Genomic DNA, 19346 nt, shown 5'->3' on the forward strand with positions numbered 1-19346 from the left:
GTTGCCCGGTGGCGCCGGTGCGCTCCGTGACGTTCCCTGGGAAAGGCGGGATGACCAGCAAGCATGTGGGCACCCGCAGGAGCAGGAAAAGGCTTTGTCACCCAGGCGAGGAGAGTCATGGCTGAGCAGAAGTCGTCGTCGGTCCTTGCGGCGCCCCTGCACGGCGCGGCCTCGGTACTCCGGAGGGTGCCGGGCGCCGAGGCCGTGGGCAGGGCCGCGCAGGGAACACTGGACAAGGTCGGTGCCGTGTCCCCGCGCAGTCGCCGGCTGGTGGTCTACACCGGAGCCGGAGTACTCGGCGTCGCCGGTTTGGTGGAGTGGCCCGTCGCCCTCACCGGAGCCGCCGTGGCCTGGCTCACCCAGCCCAGGCCGGGACACACCGGGGACGGCGGGGAGCAGGCGCCCGCGCAGATCTCCGCCACCACGAGGAGCGCGACCACCAAGGAGGCCCGCGCCGCGATCGAAGTGCCCACCGGCACCGCGAAAAAGTCGTCCGCACCGCGTACCACGAGGAGCGCGTCCACCAAGGAGGCCCGCGCCGCGATCGAAGTGCCCACCGGATCCGGGGCACGCACCTCCAGGCCGATGAAGGAGAGCAAGGAGAAGAGCAGGACACCCACGGGCCGGAGCAAGCCGGCCAAGAGCAAGGCAGCCACCGCACCACTCGGCCCGACGGCGCGGCCCGACCGCACCACCCTCTGAGGGCGCGCGATGGTGCTCGGTCTGCTGACGGGGCCGTCGGCGGCCGCCCGGCTCCTGCTCGCCCGTACGGCCGCACCGGCGGTGGGCGTGGCCGTCGGCGCGGTGGCCGGAACAGCACGAGCCGGGGCGCGCACCGCGGACGCCGCCGTACGGGTGGCCCGGGTCGCCCGCAACGCACTGCCCGGCACGGGAGGCCACTGGCGGTCCGGCGCCCGGGCACATCTGGGGCTGCGCCCGGCCGGGCCGGGGCGGGCGGGGCGCGAGGAGGTGTGGTCCCTGGCCCGGCACGTGGCCGCGGCGCTGGAGGAGCACCCGGACGTGGTCTTCGCGTACTGGGACGAGGGGCTCGGGCGTCTGGTCGTGCAGGCGACCGAGGCGGAGCTCACGGACCGGGTGGTGGAGCACGCCGCCGAGCTCGCGGAACGGCACGGACTGGCTCTCGGGGGTGACCCCGAGGAGATCACTCACCCGGCCGACCCCAAGGGGGTACGCGCGGCCGCCGCCACGCTGGCGGTCGACGTGGTCGGGATCGCCGGTGCGGTCACCGCGTACCGCCTGCGTCTGCCGCCGTCACCCCGGATGGTGACCGCGGTGGTGACACTGCTGCGGGAGAACCCGCGTTTCCGGGACCGGCTGGCCGCCCGGCTGGGCAGCTCCGGCATGGACTTGGCGCTGGCCTGCGTGAACGCGGTCACCCACGGCGTGGGACAGACCCCCGCCTCGCTGATCCTCGACGGGGCGCTGCGGGCCTGCCAGCTCGTCGACACGGTGGCGCGCGCCGCCGCGTTCGACGCGTTCCACGACGAGCTGGTGACACCCGGCCGCGTGAGCGTCGCGGCGGACGACTCCCCGCGCCCGCCCCTGCGTGTCTCACCGGCCCAGGAGTACGCCGCGCACGCCTCCGCGGGCAGTCTGCTGGGCGCGGCGGCCACGCTGCTCGTCAAGCACGACACCGCCGAGGCGGCCGAGGCCGTGCTGGCCGGCTCGCCCAAGGCCGCGCGGTACGGGCCCGCCGTCTTCCACGCCGTGCTGAGCGCCACGCTGGCCCGGACCGGCCTGCTGGTCCGCAACCCCGAGCGGCTGCGCCAGCTGGAGATGGCCGGCACGGTCGTCCTGCACCCGAGCGCACTGCGCACCGAGGACGGGGAGGCCGACCCGTGGGCCGAGCCCGTGATGGACGCGGCCCGCCGGGCCGGACTGCGGGTCGTGGTGGTGGACGACCCCGCCCTGGAGGACTTCACCGGTCTCGCCGACCAGGTGGTGGACGCCCGGCGGCCGCTGGACGACGTCGTCTACGGGCTCCACGACGACTCGGGCGCCGTCATCACGGTCGCCCGGATGCGCTCCGCCGACGAGCACGACGTCCTGGCCGGGCTGCGCGGCAGCGATGTCGCCGTCGCCCTCACGGACCGGGACAGCGCCGTCGTGTGGGGCGCGGACATCCTGGCCCTGCACGGCCTTCCCGACGTCTGGCGGGTGCTGACCGCGGTACCGGCCGCCCGTACGATCGGCCACCGGGCGCAGACCCTGGCCCGCTCGGGTGCAGCGCTCTCCGGGCTGCTGGTGGCCGTCGGCGAGTCCAAGGGCGGCCGTGGACGCCGCGCGGTGCTGCCGGGACTGCGGCACGCGCCGGTCGACGCCGCCGCGCTGGCCGCCCTGCTCTCCGGGACGCGGGCCGCCCTGGGGGTGACGGCGGCCGCCGCACCCCACCCCCGCCCCCGGGTTCACTGGCACGAGCTGGACGTGGCCGAGACCCGGGAGCGCCTGGAGCACGAACCGGTCGTACAGCCCACCCGGTTCGAGCAGGCGGCCTCCCGGACGCGCAACGCCGTCGGCCGAGTCTTCCGGCTTCCCGGCCTCTCCGCGGCGCGCTGGAGTCTGGACCTCGGCCGGGCCGTACGCGGCGAGCTGCACGACCCGCTCACCCCGGTCCTGGCCGTCGGCTCGGCGGCCTCGGCCATCCTCGGCTCCTTCGTGGACGCCCTGCTCGTCGTCGGCGCCCTCGACCTGAACGCGCTGGTCGGCGGCATTCAGCGGCTGCGCGCCGAACGAGCGCTGTCCGGGCTGCTCGCGGAGCAGAAGCAGAAGGCGCGCGTCGCGCCCCCCGAGGACGAGGCACCGGCCGGCGGCACCCGCACCGTCGACGCCGGCAAGCTCCGGCCGGGCGACGTCATCGAGCTCAAGGCGGACGACGTGGTGCCCGCCGACGCCCGCCTGCTGTGGGAGGACGGCCTCGAGGTCGACGAGTCCGCGCTCACCGGGGAGTCCCTGCCGGTGCAGAAGCAGACCGATCCGACCCCGCACGCCCCGGTCGCCGAACGGAGCTCCATGGTCTTCGAGGGCACCACCGTGGTGGCCGGAAACGCCCGGGCCGTCGTGGTGGACACCGGCGAGCGCACCGAAGCCGCCCGCGCCGTCCACCTCGCCGCCCGCATCCCCCCGGCGGCCGGTGTGCAGGCCAGGCTGCAGGAGCTCACCCGCAAGGCCCTGCCGCTGACCCTGGGCGGCGGTGCCGCGGTGACGGGTCTCGCCCTGCTGCGCGGCACCCCCATCCGCGAGGCGGTCAGCGGCGGTGTGGCCGTCGCCGTGGCCGCGGTACCCGAAGGCCTGCCGCTGGTGGCCACGGTGGCCCAGCTGGCGGCCGCCCGCCGGCTGAGCCGCGGCGGTGTTCTCGTACGTGCCCCGCGCACACTGGAGGCGCTGGGCCGCATGGACACCCTCTGCTTCGACAAGACCGGCACCCTCACCGAGAACCGGCTGCGCGTGGTGCGGGTGGCCGGCTCCGACGGGACCGTCAGCGCGGCGAACGAACCGGCCGCCGCGGACACCCTGCGAACCGCGGCACGGGCCTGCCCGCGGGTGAACGGCAGCTCCGACAAACCGGTGCACGCCACCGACGAAGCGGTCCTCGACGCGGCCGGACCCGATCCGGACTGGGTCCAGCTCGAAGGCCTGGCCTTCGAGGCCGGTCGTGGGTACGCCGCCGCCGTCGGCCGGGCCAAGGACGGCCCGCGCACGCTGGTGGTCAAGGGCGCCCCGGAGACGGTCCTGCCCGCCTGCCGCGACCTGCCGTCCCATGCCTCCGACGCGGCGCACACACTGGCCGCCGACGGACTGCGGGTGCTGGCGGTGGCCCAGCGCACGCTCGACGAGCACGAGAACGAGGCGGACGTCCTCGAACAGCCGCTGGGGGACCTGGAGTTCACCGGCCTGCTGGCGCTGTCGGACGTGCCGCGCGAGACCTCCACGGCCCTGGTGCGGGGCCTGTACGAGGCGGGGGTCCGGCCGGTCATGCTCACCGGTGACCATCCGCAGACCGCGCGGGCCATCGCCCGGGAACTGGGCTGGCCACAGGACACGGCCGTGGCCACCGGGGACGAGCTGGCCGCCGCCGACCGGGCGGCCAGGGCCCGGATGCTTCGTGACGCCGGGGTGGTGGCCCGGGTCGCACCCGAGCAGAAGCTGCAGGTCATCGAGGCGCTGCGGGATGCCGGCCGGGTGGTCGGCATGGTCGGCGACGGTGCGAACGACGCCGCGGCCATCCGGGCCGCCGACATCGGCGTGGGCATCAACGCGCGGGGTTCGGCGGCCGCGCGCAATGCCGCCGACATCGTCCTCACCGACGACGATCTGACCGTCCTGATCGATGCGATCGCCGAGGGGCGTGCCCTGTGGCACAGCGTCGCCGACGCCATCGCCATCCTGATCGGCGGCAACGGAGGCGAGGTCGGCTTCGGCATCATCGGCACCCTGCTGTCGGGACGCGCGCCGCTGTCCACGCGCCAGATGCTCATGGTGAACCTGTTCACCGACCTGTTCCCGGCGATGGCGGTCGCGGTGACGCCGAAGGGCAACGTCGAACGGGCACGGATCGGGTCTCCGGAGGACGCGGCCGGCGGTGTGCTCGGCGACCCCCTGATCCGGCAGATCCGCCACCGGGCCCTGACCACGTGCCTGGGCGCGCTCGCGGCCTGGCTGGTCGGTCGCTTCACTCCCGGCACCGCCCGCCGCTCCAGCACGATGGCCCTGTGCGGCGTGGTCGGAACCCAGCTGGTCCAGACCCTGCTCGACCGCCGGGACAGCAACCTGGTGCGGCTCACGGCCTTCGGCTCCGCCGTCGCCCTCGTCGCCGTGGTCCAGACCCCGGGCGTCAGCCGCGCCGTCGGCTGCACCCCGCTGGGCCCGGTCGCCTGGGCAGGCGTCGCCGCGGCGATCGTCCTGGCGGTGCTGGGGCAGCGAGCGCTGCCCCAGCTGGAGGACACCGTCCTGCGGCTGGTGCCGAACTGGGAGCCCTGACGCGTGGGACGGACGGGGCGGCGCACGGTACCGGCGCCGCCCCTCGGCTCACACGGACCGGTGGTACTGGTCCGGCACGTGCGCCGTGCCACCCAGCTCGCGGGCGGCGTGGCGGGCCCAGGAAGGGTTGCGGAGCAGTTCACGGCCCAGCAGGACCGCGTCCGCCTCGGCGTTGGCGACGATCTTCTCGGCCTGCTCGGCGTCGGTGATGAGCCCGACCGCGGCGACCGGCATGGGCGACTCGGCCCGGACCCGCGCGGCGAACGGCACCTGGTAGCCGGGCCCCGTCGGGATGCGCACGCCGGAGGCGTTGCCGCCGGTGGAGACGTCGAGCAGGTCGACCCCGTGGGCGTGCAGTTCGGCGGCGAGGCGCACCGTGTCGTCCGCCGTCCAGCCCCCGTCCTCGAGCCAGTCGGTGGCGGAGACCCGGAAGAACAGCGGCTTGTCCTGCGGCCACACCGCCCTGACCGCAGTTTCTGGGCTACGTCAGACGTCGCCACGCTTCAGGGCGTCGACGAACACGCCCCACGTGGTGTCGTCGAAGACGACCGCCGGCCCGGCGGGGCGCTTGCTGTCACGCACCGGAAGTGCTGCAGGGACGGCGCCGTGGGCTACCTCGACGATCTCTTCCCCGGGCTCCTCGACAGCCTCCTGGCCGCCGCCGCCCGCCAGGCCACCCTCCGCGGCGACGGGTGAACCGCCCCGCGCGGGCAGGTGGTTGAACAACGGGCCGAGTGTGATCGCCGAAAGGCGGCCGCGCCGAAGTGCGTACCGGGCAGGACCCTCAAGGGGTCGCGGTGCGCGCCGCCGCCAGCAGGGAATCCCAGTCCGGCAGTTTCACCACGGTCCGCCCGAGTGAGGCGCCGAGCTCCGCCTCGGCCCGCTCGATGGCCAGCCAGCCCGCCCAGGCCACCGGCTCGACGCCCTCCGCACGCAGCGAAGCGACGGCGTCCTCGGGCACCTGCCTGCCCGCGAGCGCGGCGGCGTCTCCCAGCAGCGACGTCACCGTCTCCTTGGCGCAGGGTCGGTTGGTGCCGATGACACCCGTCGGGCCCCGCTTGATCCAGCCGGCGACGTACTCGCCCGGGGCGATCACCCCGTCGCGCAGGACCCGCCCCTCCCGGTGCGGCACGGTACCGGTGGACGTGTCGAACGGCAGGCCCTCCAGGGGCACTCCGCGGTAGCCCACCGACCGCAGCACCAACTGCGCCTCCACCTCCTCGTACCGGCCCGTGCCGGTCACCCCGCCCCGCCCGTCCGGCACCGTACGCTCGAACCGCACCGCCCCCACGCGGCCGTCGACCGCGAGCAGTTCGACCGGGCGCAGGTGGAAGCGCAGCCGGATCCGCCGGTCGGCGCCCGTAGGGGGCGTGGCCGCCCAGCCGCGCAGCACCTCCACGTTGCGGCGCTGCGCCGCGGGCAGTGCCGAGGGGTCGGCGTACCCCGGATCCAGCGCCAGGTCCTCGGGGTCGACGACGACGTCGGTGTCCGGCAGGGCGCCGAGCTCGCGCAGCTCCTTGGTGGTGAAGCGGGCCTGCGACGGTCCGCGCCGGCCCACCATGTGAATGTCGGTCACCCGGCTCTCGGCGAGCGCGGCGAGCGCGCCCTGCGGCATGTCGGTGGGGTTGAGCTCTGCCGCGCCCCGGGCCAGCATGCGCGTCACGTCCACCGCCACGTTGCCCACGCCGATCACCACGGCCGTCCGCGCAGCACGCACGAAACCGTCGTCGACGGCGTCGGGATGCGCGCTGTACCAGGAGACGAACTCGGTCGCCGACCAGCTGCCCGGCAGGTCCTCGCCGGGGATCCCGAGGTGACGGTCGGTGGCGGCGCCCACGCAGTACACCACCGCGTGGTACAGCTCCCGCAGCCGGGCGGTGGGCAGGCCGCCCGGGCCGCCGACCTGGACACCGCCGAGGAACCGGATCCGTTCGTGCTCCAGGACAGTGCGCAGGTTGCCCTGCAACGACTTGATCTTCTCGTGGTCGGGCGCGACGCCGTAGCGCACCAGCCCGTACGGGCAGGGCAGCCGGTCGAGTACGTCGACGAAGACCGAGGAGTCCTGCTGGACGAGGCCCTGAGCGGTGTAGCACCCGCTCGGCCCCGAGCCGACAACGGCGACACGCAGCAAGGCGGAACTCCTTACCCCGACGGATCAGAGGAGATCGCTGATGGCTCCAGCATGGCACCATGCGGCCCTCGCGGGGAGAGCGTCGGCGCCGCGACGAGGGCGTGTCGCACGCTCGGCGCGATTTCCGTGGGCCCCGACCGGTGTCGACCGGTGTCAACCGGTCATGGTCGGCACTGACGGGCAGCACGGCGGGCGCGGGCCGTCCGCACTACATCTGCCACATCTGCCACAGAGCCTCGATGGCCTCGACCTTGTGTCAGCTTTTCTGCGGCTTCGCCTGGTCCTCCTGGTCCCCCTGATCTCCCCGATCCCCCTGGCCCTCCTGCCGTCGGCCGGTGGCGAAGAAGCGGGACAGGTCCGAGTCGCAGGTCGTGCCGGGCGTCTCGGTGTCGGGCGGAAGGCCCAGCTCCCACTCGAGCCGGTAACGCGCGAACAACTCCGCCCGCAGCACCGGAATCGACATGGGCACCCCGGGCACCAGTGCGGCGTAGACGGCCCCCATGAGCAGGGCGCGCAGCATCGGATAGTCGGCGTCGACGTCCCGTGAGCCGTACCGGGCGACCGTGTCCCGCAGCAGTTGCGCCAGGCGCTGCTGCTCCGGGCACTGCACGAAGCCCTCGCCCTGGAGGATGCCCGCCATGTGCTGGCGCATGAGCACCGGCCGGTCACGGGCCAGGCCCAGGACCGCGTCGATGGCCCGCGCCATCCGCACCCGGCCGTCCTCGGTGCGCGGCTCGCGCTCCAGCGCCTCCTCCAGCGTGCGATGCATCAGCCGGTGTACGGCGGACTGCACGAGCTGGCGTTTGCCGGGGAAGTAGTACGACACCAGTCCGCGCGCGGATCCCGCCCGGTCGGCGATGTCACCGAGCGTCGTCGCCTCGTACCCGTGCTCGTTGACCAGCTCGACCGCGGCCTGCAGGAGCCGCTCCCGCGAACGCCGTCGCAACTCTTCATTGACCGAGGCGCTCCGCGGGGACATGCTGTAACTCCTGCGTTGACTGGCTGCCAGCCAACTATACTCAACGCAGATGGACGGACCCCTGCCCGGGGTCCGTTCGGGCTGCCGTCCGTCTCGGGCGACGCGGGGGATCGTCCGAGACGGACATCCCTTCGCCCCAGTGGTGGCCTGAGGCGACTTTGCGGGCCCCGCCGGTGGTGCTCCGCCTGTCGACCAACCGCGGTGCGGTCCGGGCTAACCGAGTGCCCTGAACCCCGGCAACAACGCGACCAGCACCGGAACCACCGGCACCAGGGACGCCGCCGCCGTCAGGCGCAGTCGCCGGGCCGCCGTGAGCCGGTCCGGGGGAGTGAGCAGCCGGCGCACCCGCTGCGGAACATGCGCCTGCGGGGTGGGGCAGGGACCGAACACGCCCCGGTCCTCGTTGAGTTCGACCAGTGCCAGCGCGGTGGTCAGCCGCCCGAAGCGGCGCGAGGCCATGTCGTCGGCGGCGAGTTCGACCAGTCGGTGCATCTCGTCGCGGAACGCGGCGAACACCGGTACCTGAGGAAAGCCGCTCGCCAGCGCGGCCGAGCAGTGCAGCAGCCAGTCGTGCCGCGCCTGCGCGTGTCCCTGCTCGTGCGCGAGGAGGGCGTCGAGCTGCCGCCCCTTGAGGCGGCGCAGCGCCGCCGTGGTGATGACGAGTTGGGGCGACGCCCCGGGCAGCCACCAGGCGTCCGGTCGCTCGCCCTCCAGTACGAGCAGCCGCCCGGCCACCTGCTCCTCACCGGGCAACAGCGGCGCACGCACAAGGAGTTCGGCCCGCCGTTGCCTGCGGCGGGCCCGGGCCCGGGCGACCTCCCGGACGAGCATCGCGGCGCTCCACGCCCCGCCGCACGCGAGCGCCACCGCCGTCGTCGCCGCCCAGGGGCCGGCCGCGCCGAACGCATAGGCCTTCACCACCGAGCGCGGAGCCGTGGCGAACACATGACCACGCACCGCCTGCCAGGCGGCCGCCGCGCTGAGCGTCATGGACAGCGCGCAGCACAGCAGGACGGCGGCCACCACGCACTGCCACACCCACAGGGCGACCACAGGTTCACGGTCCACCCAGTCGGCCCGCGCGAGGAGCCGGGGAGCGGCGACGGCGGTCAGGGCGCCGAGCAGCAACAGGACCGCGGGGACCATCATGCGAGCACCCTATGAGCGGCCGCCCGCTCACCGGTACGGCATCGCACGGCAAAGTGACACAGACCACGGTTCCGTACAGGCCGCCGTCACAGGGTCAGCAGCATCGCCACCATCGCGATCCCCATCGACAGCCGGCAGGCCCGCGCCAGCTCCGGCCGGTCGCCCCACCCCCCGGCACCGCCGCTCGTGGTCACGGCCACCGTGGGGACGAGCCGGACGCCGGACAGCAGGACGTACCCGGCGAAGTACAGCAGCAGTGTGCCGGTGACCAGGGGTACCCCGGACCCACCGGGTATGTGGTGGTGCTCGCCGGGCGAGGCGGCCATCGCCAGCGCCATGTAGACCATGGCGGAGGCGCCCACCAGGTGGTGCAGATGGTGTCGGCTCGTCCGTGCGGCCCACAGGGCGCGCAGCGCGGCCGCGCCGAAGACCACCGCATAGGCCGGCCAGGCCCACGCCGGTGGGCTGAACACCGCGGCGGGCACGGCCATCGCCGCCATGCCGAAGCCCATGAGCGCCTCGCCGCCCGCGGCGCGGCGCTGCTCCTCGACCGAGCTGCGCATGCGCAGCAGGCAGTAGGCCCCGGTCGCCGCGCACAGCGCGACCAGGAGCCAGCCGGGCGAAGCCGGTCCGTGCACGCCCACCTCCCCGTTCGACGGTCCCGTACCGCCCCTGGGCGGTCGGCCGGTCGGCCAAGAGATTCCCGGGGCGGGCGGTGCGCACGCGAGCGCAAGGGTGTACGTGGGGAGCACTCGACGGAGCACGGCGGCGGACGCAGGCGCGGGGACTGATCGCGGGCACTTCGGCCGCAGCAAATGATTCACAGGTAAAACACCTGCTAAGCTTGTCGTCATGCGCAGTTCGATCCCCACCAAAACCCGGCTAGTGCCCGCCGGGGGACTGGCCCGCCGCCTCCCGCTCAGCGGCGTGCTGCGGCTCGGCCGCCCCTCCGACATCTGGTTCAAGCCCGCCCTGAGCGTCGTCGCCTCGGTCGCCCCGCCCAACCTCGCGCTGCTCGCCCTCGGCCGGCTCGACCTCGCCGTGTACACGATGGCGGGTTCCCTCTGTGCCCTCTACGCCCACAACCGTCCGTACGCCGCGCGGGCCCGCGTCCTGGCCTGGGTGGTGCTGGGCATGCTGGGCGGTCTCGCGGTCTCCCTGGTCGCGGCATCGCTGACCCATGACGCGGTGGTCCTGGTCACCGTCGGCGCCCTGATGGCCGCGGTCCACAAGGCACTGTGCGACGCGACCCGTATCGGCCCGCCCGGCAACGTCGTCCTCACCTTCATCAGCTCCGCCTCCCTGTTCGCCCCGCAGTCCCTTGGACAGGTCCCCGCCCACATGGCGCCGGCCGCCGCGGCGGGCGCCTGGGCCTGGCTGGTCGGCATGGCCCCCGGGCTGCTCCGGCCGCACGGCCCGGAGCGCCGGGCCACCGCCCAGGCGCTGCACGCGGCCGCCGCGTACGCCGCCACGCGGGGCACCGGCGGGAGCGCGGCCCGTGCCCGCGCCGCCGCGGCCGCCGCCGTCCAGGCCGCCTGGCAGTCACTGCTGTCCACCGGTGCCCGTTCGGTGCTCCGCCGAGCCCCGGAGCGCCCGGCGCCCCGCCGCGCCCTGGAGCGGCTCGTCGTCCGCGCAGAGGTCGCGCTCGCCGCTCCCGCGGACACCGACCCGGACCGGCTGCGGGCGTGGGCGCGAGAGCTGTGCGGCACCGGACCGATCCCGCAGGCCGGCGAGACCTGGGCCGCCGCCGACGAGCTCCTCGGCGTGGACGCGGAGATCGCCGCCCCGCACCGGCCCTGGTGGACCAGGCTCGGCCCGCTCACCCCGATCGCCGTGCGCACAGCCCTCGGCTGCGCGCTCGCCGGGTACGCCTCCCTCGCGCTCGGCATCGGCCGTCCCTACTGGGCCCTGGTCACCGCGGCCTCCCTCTACCAGGCCAACGTCACCCTCACCTGGAGCCGGGGCGTCCAGCGCGTCGTCGGCAACCTCGTCGGTGTCCTGGTCTTCGCCGTCGTCGCCCCGCTCGCCCACGCCAGTGCCGCCGCCCTCGTGCTGTGCTGCCTGGCCTTCAACTTCGGCGCCGAAGCGCTGATCGGCCGCAACTACTGGCTCGGCAGCGTCCTTGTGACCCCGATGGCCCTGCTCATCACCGAGTTCGCCGGACACCACGCGCCGGGCGAGCTCATCACCGAGCGGGCCATGGACACCCTCGTCGGCGCGCTGGTCGGCTTCCTCGCCGCCGTCGCCGTCACCAACCGGCGGGCCGGCGACCGCCTCGAGCACGCCCTGACCGCCGCCGACCGGGCCCGCGAGCGGGCTGCCCGCCTGCTGGCCGAGCCGCGCCCCGCGCCCGCCGCGCTGGACTCCGCCCGCCGCAGTCTCGCCGCCGCGCTGGTCGAACTGCGCACCACCGCCGATGCCGCGTCCGGGGAATGGTGGCAGCGCGCACTGCCCCAGGAGCGGGTCGTGCTCGCCGAGCGGACCGGACACCGTACGCTCGCGGCGACGGTACGACGCCAGGGCCTGCACACCCCGGCGGCCACGGGCAGGACGACGGAGGACGTACGGCCATGACGGGGACGAACGGACGGTCCGCAACCGGCGGTGAGGGGAGCGCACAGGCGGCGCACGGCCGACCGCCGACGGCCCCCGAGGTTGCGACTGTGGACGACACCGTCGCAGCCGTGGTCCGCCAGTGGCAGGCCGTCCAGCCCGGCCTGGACACCGCGCCCATGGAGATCATCGGCCGCATCAACCGCTGCGCCGCCCTCCTGCAGCAGGCCGAGGACGCCCCGCTGCGCCGGGCCGGGCTGAGCCGGCCCGAGTTCGATCTGCTCGGGGCGCTGCGCCGCACCGGACACGAGCTCACCCCGAGCGAACTGGCCCGCGAGACGTTCTCCTCGGGGGCCGCCGTCACCAAGCGCCTCAAACAGCTGACCGAGCGCGGCCTGGTCGACCGCCGCAGCGACACCCGCGACCGCCGGGTCGCCCATGTCCGCCTCACGGACGCCGGACGCGACCTGGTCGACGGCATCCTGCCCGCGCAGCTCGCCTACGAAAGGACCGTCCTGTCCGGTCTCGGCACCGACCGGCGGACCGAACTGTCCGCCCTCTTGAGCCAGTTGCTGGGACGACTGGAGGGCCGCCCGGGCGCGCCGGAGGTCTGAGCGGGCCGCACCGCGCCCCGCATGTCACGTGCCCTGCACGCCGCGTGGCCCCGCATGTCACGTGCCCTGCACGCCGCGATGTCAGTGCCGCGATTGGCGCGGCCCCGCATGTCACGTGCCGCGATTCGGCGGCCCTGGGGATCCGGCCGCCCCACGCCCGTGCGGCAGCCGTCCGCTCTCACGTCGTGCGGCAGGGCGGCGCAGTCACCCTTCCTGCCCAGCCTGGTAGACGCCGAACGCCGCGCCCTGCGGGTCTCGCAGCACCGCGATGCGCGGGCCGTCCGCGACGGAGCTCGGCTCCAGCAGGGTCCTCGCCCCCGCCGTGACCGCGACACCGGTCGTCGCGTCCACGTCCTCGACCGCGAAGTACGGCAGCCAGTGCGGCGGCATGTCGGGCGGGTAGCGGTCCCCGATTCTCGTCATGCCGCCGAATTCCCCGCCGTGCATGCCCCACTGCGTGTACCACTCCGAGGCGTTGACGCTCCAGCCGAACACCTCCGTGTAGAAGTCCCGGGCCCTCTTGATGTCACGGGTGGCGAGCTCCACCCAGCCCAGCGAGCCGGGCGCGTTGAACAGACCGGCGCCGGCGAACTGCCCTGCCTGCCACATCTGGAAGGCTGCGCCGGAGGGGTCCAGCGCCACTGTCAGGCGTCCTTCGTCGAGCACCTCCAGCGGGCCGCGGATCACCGTTCCGCCCGCGTCCGTCACCTTGTTGGTGGCCGTTTCGGCGTCGGCGACGGCGAACGACACGTTCCAGGCGACCGGCTGCGACGGCCGGTACAGCGGGCCCAGTCCGGCGACCGCCGCCTCGCCCACGAAGGCGATGGCATACCCGCGCAGCTCCTGCCTGGGGTCCGGCTCCGCCCGCCAGCCGAACACCTCTGTGTAGAACCGCTGAGCCGCCTCCAGGTCGGTGGTGCCCAGTTCCGCCCAGCAGGGGCCGCCGATCACCGGTTTGTCGAACTCCATGGCTTCCTCCGGGAAGGCTCGCCCCCACCACCAGCACGCTAGCCCGGCCCACCGGCGGCGGCCAGCCGGAGCGGTACGGCCGGCCGCGCCCTAGATTCCGGCCCGGAATCGCAGTGGATGGTCCGCCGGCACCTCCACGAGCACGATGGGCGTGCCGTCCGGATCCCGGATCCACATCTCGACCAGCCCCCACGGCTCCCGCACCGGCGGACGTACGATGGCGACCCCCTTCGCGTCCAGCTCCGCCTCGGCCGCGGTCACGTCGTCCACCTGAAGCCACAGGCGCACGGCCGGGGCAGACGCCGCCGCAGCGTTGTCGAGGCGCCCCGACAGCTCCAGGAAGCCGCCGCCCAGGAAGTAGACGGTGCCCCGCTCCGGGCCGGTGCCGAACTCGCGGTAGACGGCGAGGCCCAGTTGCTCGCCGTAGAAGGCGCGGGAGCGCTCGGGGTCCGAGGGGGACAGCAGGATCCGGCTGCCCAGCACATGCACCATGCACCGGAGCTTAGGGCCTGTCCGGCAGTTCACGCCGCAGCCGCGGGGCCCGGCACGCCCATCTGCCCGGTAGTCGTCGGTTGCCGACTCCGCTCGGCATCCCTGCGCCGATCCGCCGCACAGGCTCCGCGCCCTTGTGTCGTAATCCGCCCGACAGGCCCTGCACTCCTGCGCTGTGATCCGCCGGACAGGCCCTGGTGGCCGGGGGTTACGCTCGTCCCGCCCAGCCGCGCCCGACCACCGAACCCGAAAGGCACGCCCCATGGACACCGCCGCCACCGGACTGACCTTCCGTGACGCCACCGACGCCGACGTCGAGGCCCTGGTCGCGCTGATCGAGTCGGCGTACCGCGGGGACGCCAGCCGGGCCGGCTGGACCACCGAGGCGGACATACTCGACGGGCAAAGGACCGATCCGGAGGGCGTGCTCGCGGTGATCAAGTCGCCCGACAGCCGACTGCTGACGGTCGAGCGCGACGGCCGCGTGATCGCCTGCTGCCAGCTCGAACACCGGGGCGCCCACGCCTACTTCGGCATGTTCGCCGTCAGCCCCGCGGCGCAGGGCGAGGGCCTCGGCAAGCTGATCATCGCGGAGGCCGAGCGGCAGGCCCGCGAGGCCTGGGGCGTCGAGGAGATGCACATGACCGTGATCTCCGTGCGGGACGACCTGATCGGGTGGTACGAGCGCCGCGGTTACCGCCGTACGGGCGAGATGACCCCGTTCCCGTACGGCGACGAACGCTTCGGCATTCCGCGGCGCGACGACCTGCAGTTCGAGTTGCTGGTCAAGGAGCTCGACCGGTAGACCCGGCCGGCCGGTTTCAGGGACCGCTCAAGGCGTGTCGCCTGTCACCAACGTCCCCGAACAGCACACCTAGGCCGTGAAGCGGCCCGTGCGCTTGATCTCCGGGTAGTCGGTGGTCGCCCCGTCCAGTTCCAGCGCGCGCACCAGCCGCAGCTGGCCCAGGGTGTTCACGACCCAGCCGATGATCCGCAGGTCCGCCTCGCGCGCGTGCTCGACGACCTCCAGGGTGAGCCGGCGGATGTTGAGGACGAGGGTGCCGGCGCCGACCGCCGTGGCGCGCTCGACGACGTCCGTGCCGTAGTGGTCCGCGACCAGCGCGGTGCGGACGCCGGGCACCAGCCGGGACATCTCGGCGAGCGCCTCGTCGTGGAACGACAGCACCTCGACACGGGTCACCAGGTCCCGCCTGTGCATCACTTCCGCCAGCGCCTGGGCCGCCGCCACGTCCTTGATCTCGGCCTGCAGCGGTGCCCGCACGGCGTCGAGGACCTCCTCGAAGAGCGGGATGTGCTCTCCGCGTCCGGCGTCCAGGGAGCGCAGTTCGGCGAGGGTCTTGTCGGCGATGGGGCCGCTGCCGTCGGTCGTGCGGTCCACCTCGGCGTCGTGCATGACGACGAGCGCGCCGTCCTTGCTCAGGTGCAGATCCAGTTCGATGACGTCGAGGCCGGCCCGCTCGGCGGCGACGAAGGAACGGAGGGTGTTCTCGGGCTCGACCCCCATGATTCCGCGGTGACCGATGGTAAGGAAGTTCAAGGTTCAACTCGCTTCCGTCGACGGCGGCTCGGCACGCACGCGGACCGGAGGGACCTCGTCGTCCACGCGGCAGTGCCGCAGCCTAACGGCCCGGACCGGCAATGAACCCCTGCGTACACGGGGCAGTGGGGTGACGGTCGGTACGCAGCGGCGCCGTACCCGCCCGGCGGTCACCCCGGGGTGGGCGAGTCCCCCGGAGATTGACCTCGACACTCGGAGGACCGCCAAGTCCCTGCCGACGGCTGGATCCAGCCCCTGCCCGCAGGCGGTTGCCTCACCCGAACGGGCTAGTGGAAGTCGCCGTCGCTCGGGTGTCTGGCAGGAAAATGAGCGGTGACAGCGGGCGTGCGCAGAATAATTTCCCGAGGACCCCCTTGCTGGGAGAAACCTCGTATGTATACGGTCTCCATACGCGAGGTTCTCCCGTGGAGGATGGGACATGACGGAAATTCTTGTGCAGGTGGGTTCGGAGGAGCAGGTTCCTCCCCTGAGCAGGGTGGTGGCGCACCCCGCCTGGCCCGTGCTCAAGGATGCCGTGGAGCAGATTCGGCCATGGCAGTCGAAGGACGGTTCGATCGACTTCGAGGCCGAGGGCGCTCCCGCGCGTGCGGACGCCGAAGGCGCCGTGCGCCGTGTGATCGAGGCCGTCGAGGAGCTCTCGCCGCTGCTCCCGCACGACGCCGCCTACCACGAGGTGCTGGTCAAGGACCTGCGTCGTTGGGCCGAGGCAGGCTTCCAGGTGCCGGACTTCCTGGACTCCCTGCTGGCGTTCCAGCCCGCCGCGGGCCGCGCGGACGGCCTGCAGCACCTGGTCGTCTTCCCGATGTACACCCAGAACGGCAACCCGGACCGCAACCTCGAGGCGGTCGTGCTGCGCATGGTCTGGCCGGACTGGCTGGCCGAGCTGGAGCGCACCCGCTACGACAACCCGCTGTTCTGCGGCATCAAGTTCGAGGACTTCACGGCCGGCTACGACACCAACTCCGCCGTTCTCTTCCCCGAGACGATTGCCGTGCGTGAGGCGCCGGAACGATTCTCCTGGGGTGGCATCTTCTGCGACCGGGAGGCTGCCCGCTTCCGCCGTGTGACCGACGCGGCCGTCGGCATCCTGGGCCTGGAGCTCCCCGAGGACATCGCCGCGATGGTTCATGACCAGAAGCGCTGCGAAGAGGCCTTCGTGCTGTGGGACATGGTCCACGACCGCACGCACAGCCACGGTGACCTGCCGTTCGACCCGTTCATGATCAAGCAGCGCCAGCCGTTCTGGATGTACGGCCTGGAGGAGCTGCGCTGCGACCTCACGGCCTTCAAGGAGGCCGTCAAGCTCCAGGCCGACGGTGTCTCGCAGGCCCGTGACGTGCAGTACGCGGTGCTGCTCGACCGTATGTTCCGCTTCCCGGTCACCGGTGAGCGCGTGCGCAACTACGACGGCCTCGGCGGCCAGCTGCTCTTCGCCTACCTGCACAAGCACGACGTCGTGCGCTGGACCGACAACCGGCTCTCCATCGACTGGGAGCGTGCCCCGCAGGTCACCAACCAGCTGTGCGCGGAGATCGAAAAGCTGTACCGCGACGGCATCGACCGCCCCAAGCTGGTGCACTGGTTCGCCGGCTACGAGCTGGTCTCCACCTATCTCGCCCCGCACCCCGGCTCCAAGTGGGCCAAGGGTCCCGACGCGCTCGACCTGACCCAGCCGCCGCGCAAGCTCGTCGATGACGTGCTTCCGGACGAGTTTCCGCTGAGCATGTTCTACGAGGCACTGTCCAAGAAGCTGAAGAATGTGATCGCCTCCACCAAGGGCATCACGGCGGACGGCGCCGAGCGGATCGCCGCGTGAGCGATCGGAGCACAATCGACCCAGCGGACACTGCTCAGGAGGCGAAGATGGGGAATGGCAACGGGGCGCTGAGCGGGTTGGTGATCGCGGTGGCCGGCGCGGGCGGACCCGCCGGCCGGGCGACGCTGCTTCGGCTGGCCGAGGCAGGGGCGACCGTCGTCGGCGCCGACAACGATCCGGAGCGGCTCTCGGAGGCCGTGGACGCGGCCCGGTACGCGGCCGGCGGCGCCACCGTCACCGGGGACACCGTCGACCTGCTCGACCTGCAGTCCACCCGCGACTGGGCCACGCACATCGAGAAGGACTTCGGCCGCGTCGACGGACTCGTCCATCTCGTCGGGGGCTGGCGCGGCAGCGAGACCTTCACCAAGACCAGCCTCGACGACTGGGACTTCCTGGAACTGCTGCTGGTGCGCACTGTGCAGCACACCTCGCTCGCCTTCCACGAGGCGCTGCAGCGCAGCGACCGGGGCCGGTACCTGCTGATCAGCGCCGCGGGTGCGAGCAAGCCCACGGCGGGCAACGCCGCCTACGCCGCGGCCAAGGCGGCCGCCGAGGCCTGGACGCTGGCCATGGCCGACTACTTCCGCAAGGCCGGGGGTGCAGAGGGGCCGACCTCCGCGGCTGCGATCCTGGTGGTGAAGGCGTTGGTGCACGACGCGATGCGCGCCGAGCGCCCCAACGCGAAGTTCGCGGGCTTCACGGACGTCAAGGATCTGGCCGAGGTCATCACCGGAGTCTGGGAGAAGCCCGCCGCGGAAGTGAACGGAAACCGTCTGTGGCTGACCGAGAAGCCGTGAACCCCCCAAGGACCGACGCGCGTCGCCATCACGACCCGGAGGTCCGCGGTTTCGCCAGCGACAACTACTCCGGGGTCCACCCGGAGGTGCTCGCCGCCCTGGCCGTGGCCAACGGCGGGCACCAGGTCGCGTACGGCGAGGACGCCTACACCGAGAACCTCCAGCGGATCATCCGCAGTCACTTCGGCGCGACGGCCGAAGCGTTCCCGGTCTTCAACGGCACGGGCGCCAATGTCGTCGCGCTCCAGGCGGTCACCGACCGCTGGGGTGCGGTGATCTGCGCCGAGAGCGCGCACATCAACGTGGACGAGGGCGGCGCCCCCGAGCGCATGGGCGGCCTGAAGCTGCTCACCGTGCCCACACCGGACGGCAAGCTCACGCCCGAGCTGATCGACCGGCAGGCGTACGGCTGGGAGGACGAGCACCGGGCGATGCCGCAGGTGGTCTCGATCACCCAGAGCACGGAGCTCGGCACGCTCTACACGCCCGACGAGATCCGCGCCATCTGCGAGCACGCCCATGCGCACGGCATGAAGGTGCACCTGGACGGCTCCCGCATAGCCAACGCGGCCGCTTCCCTCGACGTCCCCATGCGGACGTTCACCAACGCGGTCGGCGTCGACATCCTCTCCCTGGGCGGCACGAAGAACGGCGCGCTGCTCGGCGAGGCGGTCGTCGTCGTCAACCAGGACGCCGTCCGCCACATGAAGCACCTGCGCAAGCTGTCGATGCAGCTCGCCTCCAAGATGCGCTTCGTGTCGGTGCAGCTGGAGGCCCTGCTCGCGAAGGACCTGTGGCTGCGCAACGCCCGCCACGCCAACGAGATGGCGCAGCGGCTGGCGGAGGGCGTGCGCGCCGTGCACGGCGTCGAGATCCTCTACCCGGTGCAGGCCAACGGAGTCTTCGCCAAGCTGCCGCACGACGTGAGCGAGCGCCTGCAGAAGCGGTTCCGCTTCTACTTCTGGGACGAGGGCGCGGGCGTCGTCCGCTGGATGTGCTCCTTCGACACGACCGAGGAGGACGTGGACGCGTTCGTCGCGGCGCTGAAGGAGGAGATGGCTCGCTAGAGCGCGCTTCGAGAGTCGCGGATTCGTACGCCTGTACGACTGATGTCCAGTGAAGTGGACTGCCCGGTCCTGTACGCTGAACCGCACCCAGCCGTGCTGAGCGTTGTCAGGGGCGCGCCCGACCGGGCCGAAGAACCGGTGCATCACACGCAGCAGCCGTGCCCCCAGGGGGCCGTCGTGCGGCTCGGCGAACCGGGCC

Annotated in this window: 16 protein-coding genes and 3 pseudogenes; 9 read left to right on the forward strand and 10 right to left on the reverse strand. The window is 73.1% G+C overall.

The annotated features are described in order from the left end of the window. The first annotated feature begins 117 nt into the window (after positions 1-117). Both AB0A61_RS08615 and AB0A61_RS08620 read left to right on the forward strand, forming a co-directional pair. Positions 118-702, forward strand: coding sequence for a hypothetical protein (locus tag AB0A61_RS08615; protein ID WP_361288225.1), 585 nt, complete (start codon positions 118-120; stop codon positions 700-702). 9 nt (positions 703-711) lie between these two features. Further along, the gene (locus AB0A61_RS08620; protein WP_361288228.1) at positions 712-4998 is read left to right on the forward strand and encodes a cation-translocating P-type ATPase; all 4287 of its coding nucleotides are present in this window, start codon (positions 712-714) and stop codon (positions 4996-4998) included. A gap of 48 nt (positions 4999-5046) precedes the next feature. Here the strand turns inward: AB0A61_RS08620 and AB0A61_RS08625 are convergent. From AB0A61_RS08625 to AB0A61_RS08650, 6 genes and pseudogenes are all read right to left on the reverse strand, one after another. Continuing rightward, positions 5047-5469 (reverse strand): annotated as a pseudogene (locus AB0A61_RS08625) (tRNA-dihydrouridine synthase); the annotation flags it as partial. Between the two features lie 15 nt (positions 5470-5484). After that, a complete protein-coding gene (locus tag AB0A61_RS08630) occupies positions 5485-5724 on the reverse strand; it encodes a DUF397 domain-containing protein (RefSeq protein WP_361288231.1) in 240 nt (79 codons plus the stop codon). Positions 5725-5782: 58 nt separating this feature from the next. Beyond that, positions 5783-7129 (reverse strand): FAD-dependent oxidoreductase, encoded by a 1347-nt coding sequence (locus tag AB0A61_RS08635; protein ID WP_361288234.1) that lies wholly within the window; start codon positions 7127-7129, stop codon positions 5783-5785. Between the two features lie 256 nt (positions 7130-7385). After that, on the reverse strand, positions 7386-8108 hold the full coding sequence (locus AB0A61_RS08640; protein ID WP_361288237.1) for a helix-turn-helix domain-containing protein: 723 nt from the start codon (positions 8106-8108) through the stop codon (positions 7386-7388). A gap of 213 nt (positions 8109-8321) precedes the next feature. Beyond that, entirely contained in the window at positions 8322-9257 is a 936-nt protein-coding gene (locus AB0A61_RS08645; RefSeq protein WP_361288240.1) for a M56 family metallopeptidase, read from the reverse strand. An 86-nt stretch (positions 9258-9343) separates the two neighbouring features. Then, positions 9344-9895 carry a DUF5134 domain-containing protein gene (locus AB0A61_RS08650; protein ID WP_361288243.1) on the reverse strand — a complete coding sequence of 184 codons (552 nt, stop codon included), beginning with the start codon at positions 9893-9895 and terminating at the stop codon, positions 9344-9346. A gap of 214 nt (positions 9896-10109) precedes the next feature. On the opposite strand from AB0A61_RS08650, the gene AB0A61_RS08655 reads away from it, so the two are divergent. Both AB0A61_RS08655 and AB0A61_RS08660 read left to right on the forward strand, forming a co-directional pair. Next, the gene (locus AB0A61_RS08655) at positions 10110-11831 is read left to right on the forward strand and encodes an FUSC family protein (RefSeq protein ID WP_361288246.1); all 1722 of its coding nucleotides are present in this window, start codon (positions 10110-10112) and stop codon (positions 11829-11831) included. Continuing rightward, positions 11828-12424: a MarR family winged helix-turn-helix transcriptional regulator gene (locus tag AB0A61_RS08660; RefSeq protein ID WP_361288249.1), complete on the forward strand. Its 597-nt coding sequence runs from the start codon at positions 11828-11830 to the stop codon at positions 12422-12424. Before AB0A61_RS08655 ends, AB0A61_RS08660 begins: the two co-directional genes overlap by 4 nt. Positions 12425-12628: 204 nt before the next feature. On the opposite strand, the gene AB0A61_RS08665 is transcribed toward AB0A61_RS08660, so the two are convergent. Together AB0A61_RS08665 and AB0A61_RS08670 are read right to left on the reverse strand one after the other, a co-directional pair. After that, positions 12629-13393, reverse strand: a complete 765-nt coding sequence (locus AB0A61_RS08665; protein WP_361288252.1) for a VOC family protein — start codon at positions 13391-13393, stop codon at positions 12629-12631. A gap of 90 nt (positions 13394-13483) precedes the next feature. After that, positions 13484-13885: a VOC family protein gene (locus tag AB0A61_RS08670; RefSeq protein ID WP_361288255.1), complete on the reverse strand. Its 402-nt coding sequence runs from the start codon at positions 13883-13885 to the stop codon at positions 13484-13486. A gap of 262 nt (positions 13886-14147) precedes the next feature. Between AB0A61_RS08670 and AB0A61_RS08675 the strand changes: the two genes are divergently transcribed. Further along, complete coding sequence (locus AB0A61_RS08675; protein WP_361288258.1) at positions 14148-14690, forward strand: GNAT family N-acetyltransferase; 543 nt, start codon at positions 14148-14150, stop codon at positions 14688-14690. 69 nt (positions 14691-14759) lie between these two features. Here the strand turns inward: AB0A61_RS08675 and AB0A61_RS08680 are convergent, their stop codons facing one another. Next, positions 14760-15443 (reverse strand): glycerophosphodiester phosphodiesterase family protein, encoded by a 684-nt coding sequence (locus AB0A61_RS08680; protein WP_361288261.1) that lies wholly within the window; start codon positions 15441-15443, stop codon positions 14760-14762. Between the two features lie 439 nt (positions 15444-15882). Between AB0A61_RS08680 and AB0A61_RS08685 the strand changes: the two genes are divergently transcribed. The 4 genes and pseudogenes from AB0A61_RS08685 to AB0A61_RS08700 form a co-directional block, all read left to right on the forward strand. Then, the gene (locus tag AB0A61_RS08685) at positions 15883-17280 is read left to right on the forward strand and encodes a DUF6421 family protein (protein WP_361288264.1); all 1398 of its coding nucleotides are present in this window, start codon (positions 15883-15885) and stop codon (positions 17278-17280) included. Positions 17281-17327: 47 nt separating this feature from the next. Further along, positions 17328-18080, forward strand: a complete 753-nt coding sequence (locus AB0A61_RS08690; RefSeq protein WP_361288267.1) for an SDR family oxidoreductase — start codon at positions 17328-17330, stop codon at positions 18078-18080. Then, positions 18077-19147, forward strand: coding sequence for a low specificity L-threonine aldolase (locus AB0A61_RS08695; protein ID WP_361288270.1), 1071 nt, complete (start codon positions 18077-18079; stop codon positions 19145-19147). The genes AB0A61_RS08690 and AB0A61_RS08695 overlap by 4 nt, the downstream gene beginning before the upstream one ends. Positions 19148-19192: 45 nt before the next feature. Then, positions 19193-19273, forward strand: a pseudogene (locus tag AB0A61_RS08700) (transglutaminase); the annotation flags it as partial. Positions 19274-19276: 3 nt separating this feature from the next. Here AB0A61_RS08700 and AB0A61_RS08705 read toward each other — a convergent pair. Continuing rightward, a pseudogene (locus tag AB0A61_RS08705) lies at positions 19277-19346 on the reverse strand (TetR family transcriptional regulator); the annotation flags it as partial.

This window comes from Streptomyces sp. NPDC046197 (genome assembly GCF_040646295.1).
Lineage (GTDB): Bacteria > Actinomycetota > Actinomycetes > Streptomycetales > Streptomycetaceae > Streptomyces.

Bases quoted from the DNA above. Each gene is read 5' to 3' on its own strand.
- AB0A61_RS08615 (WP_361288225.1), top strand. From the start codon at position 118: ATGGCTGAGCAGAAGTCGTCGTCGGTCCTTGCGGCGCCCCTGCACGGC.
- AB0A61_RS08620 (WP_361288228.1), top strand. From the start codon at position 712: ATGGTGCTCGGTCTGCTGACGGGGCCGTCGGCGGCCGCCCGGCTCCTG.
- AB0A61_RS08640 (WP_361288237.1), bottom strand. From the start codon at position 8,108: ATGTCCCCGCGGAGCGCCTCGGTCAATGAAGAGTTGCGACGGCGTTCG.
- AB0A61_RS08645 (WP_361288240.1), bottom strand. From the start codon at position 9,257: ATGATGGTCCCCGCGGTCCTGTTGCTGCTCGGCGCCCTGACCGCCGTC.
- AB0A61_RS08655 (WP_361288246.1), top strand. From the start codon at position 10,110: ATGCGCAGTTCGATCCCCACCAAAACCCGGCTAGTGCCCGCCGGGGGA.
- AB0A61_RS08660 (WP_361288249.1), top strand. From the start codon at position 11,828: ATGACGGGGACGAACGGACGGTCCGCAACCGGCGGTGAGGGGAGCGCA.
- AB0A61_RS08665 (WP_361288252.1), bottom strand. From the start codon at position 13,393: ATGGAGTTCGACAAACCGGTGATCGGCGGCCCCTGCTGGGCGGAACTG.
- AB0A61_RS08670 (WP_361288255.1), bottom strand. From the start codon at position 13,885: ATGGTGCATGTGCTGGGCAGCCGGATCCTGCTGTCCCCCTCGGACCCC.
- AB0A61_RS08675 (WP_361288258.1), top strand. From the start codon at position 14,148: ATGGACACCGCCGCCACCGGACTGACCTTCCGTGACGCCACCGACGCC.
- AB0A61_RS08685 (WP_361288264.1), top strand. From the start codon at position 15,883: ATGACGGAAATTCTTGTGCAGGTGGGTTCGGAGGAGCAGGTTCCTCCC.
- AB0A61_RS08690 (WP_361288267.1), top strand. From the start codon at position 17,328: ATGGGGAATGGCAACGGGGCGCTGAGCGGGTTGGTGATCGCGGTGGCC.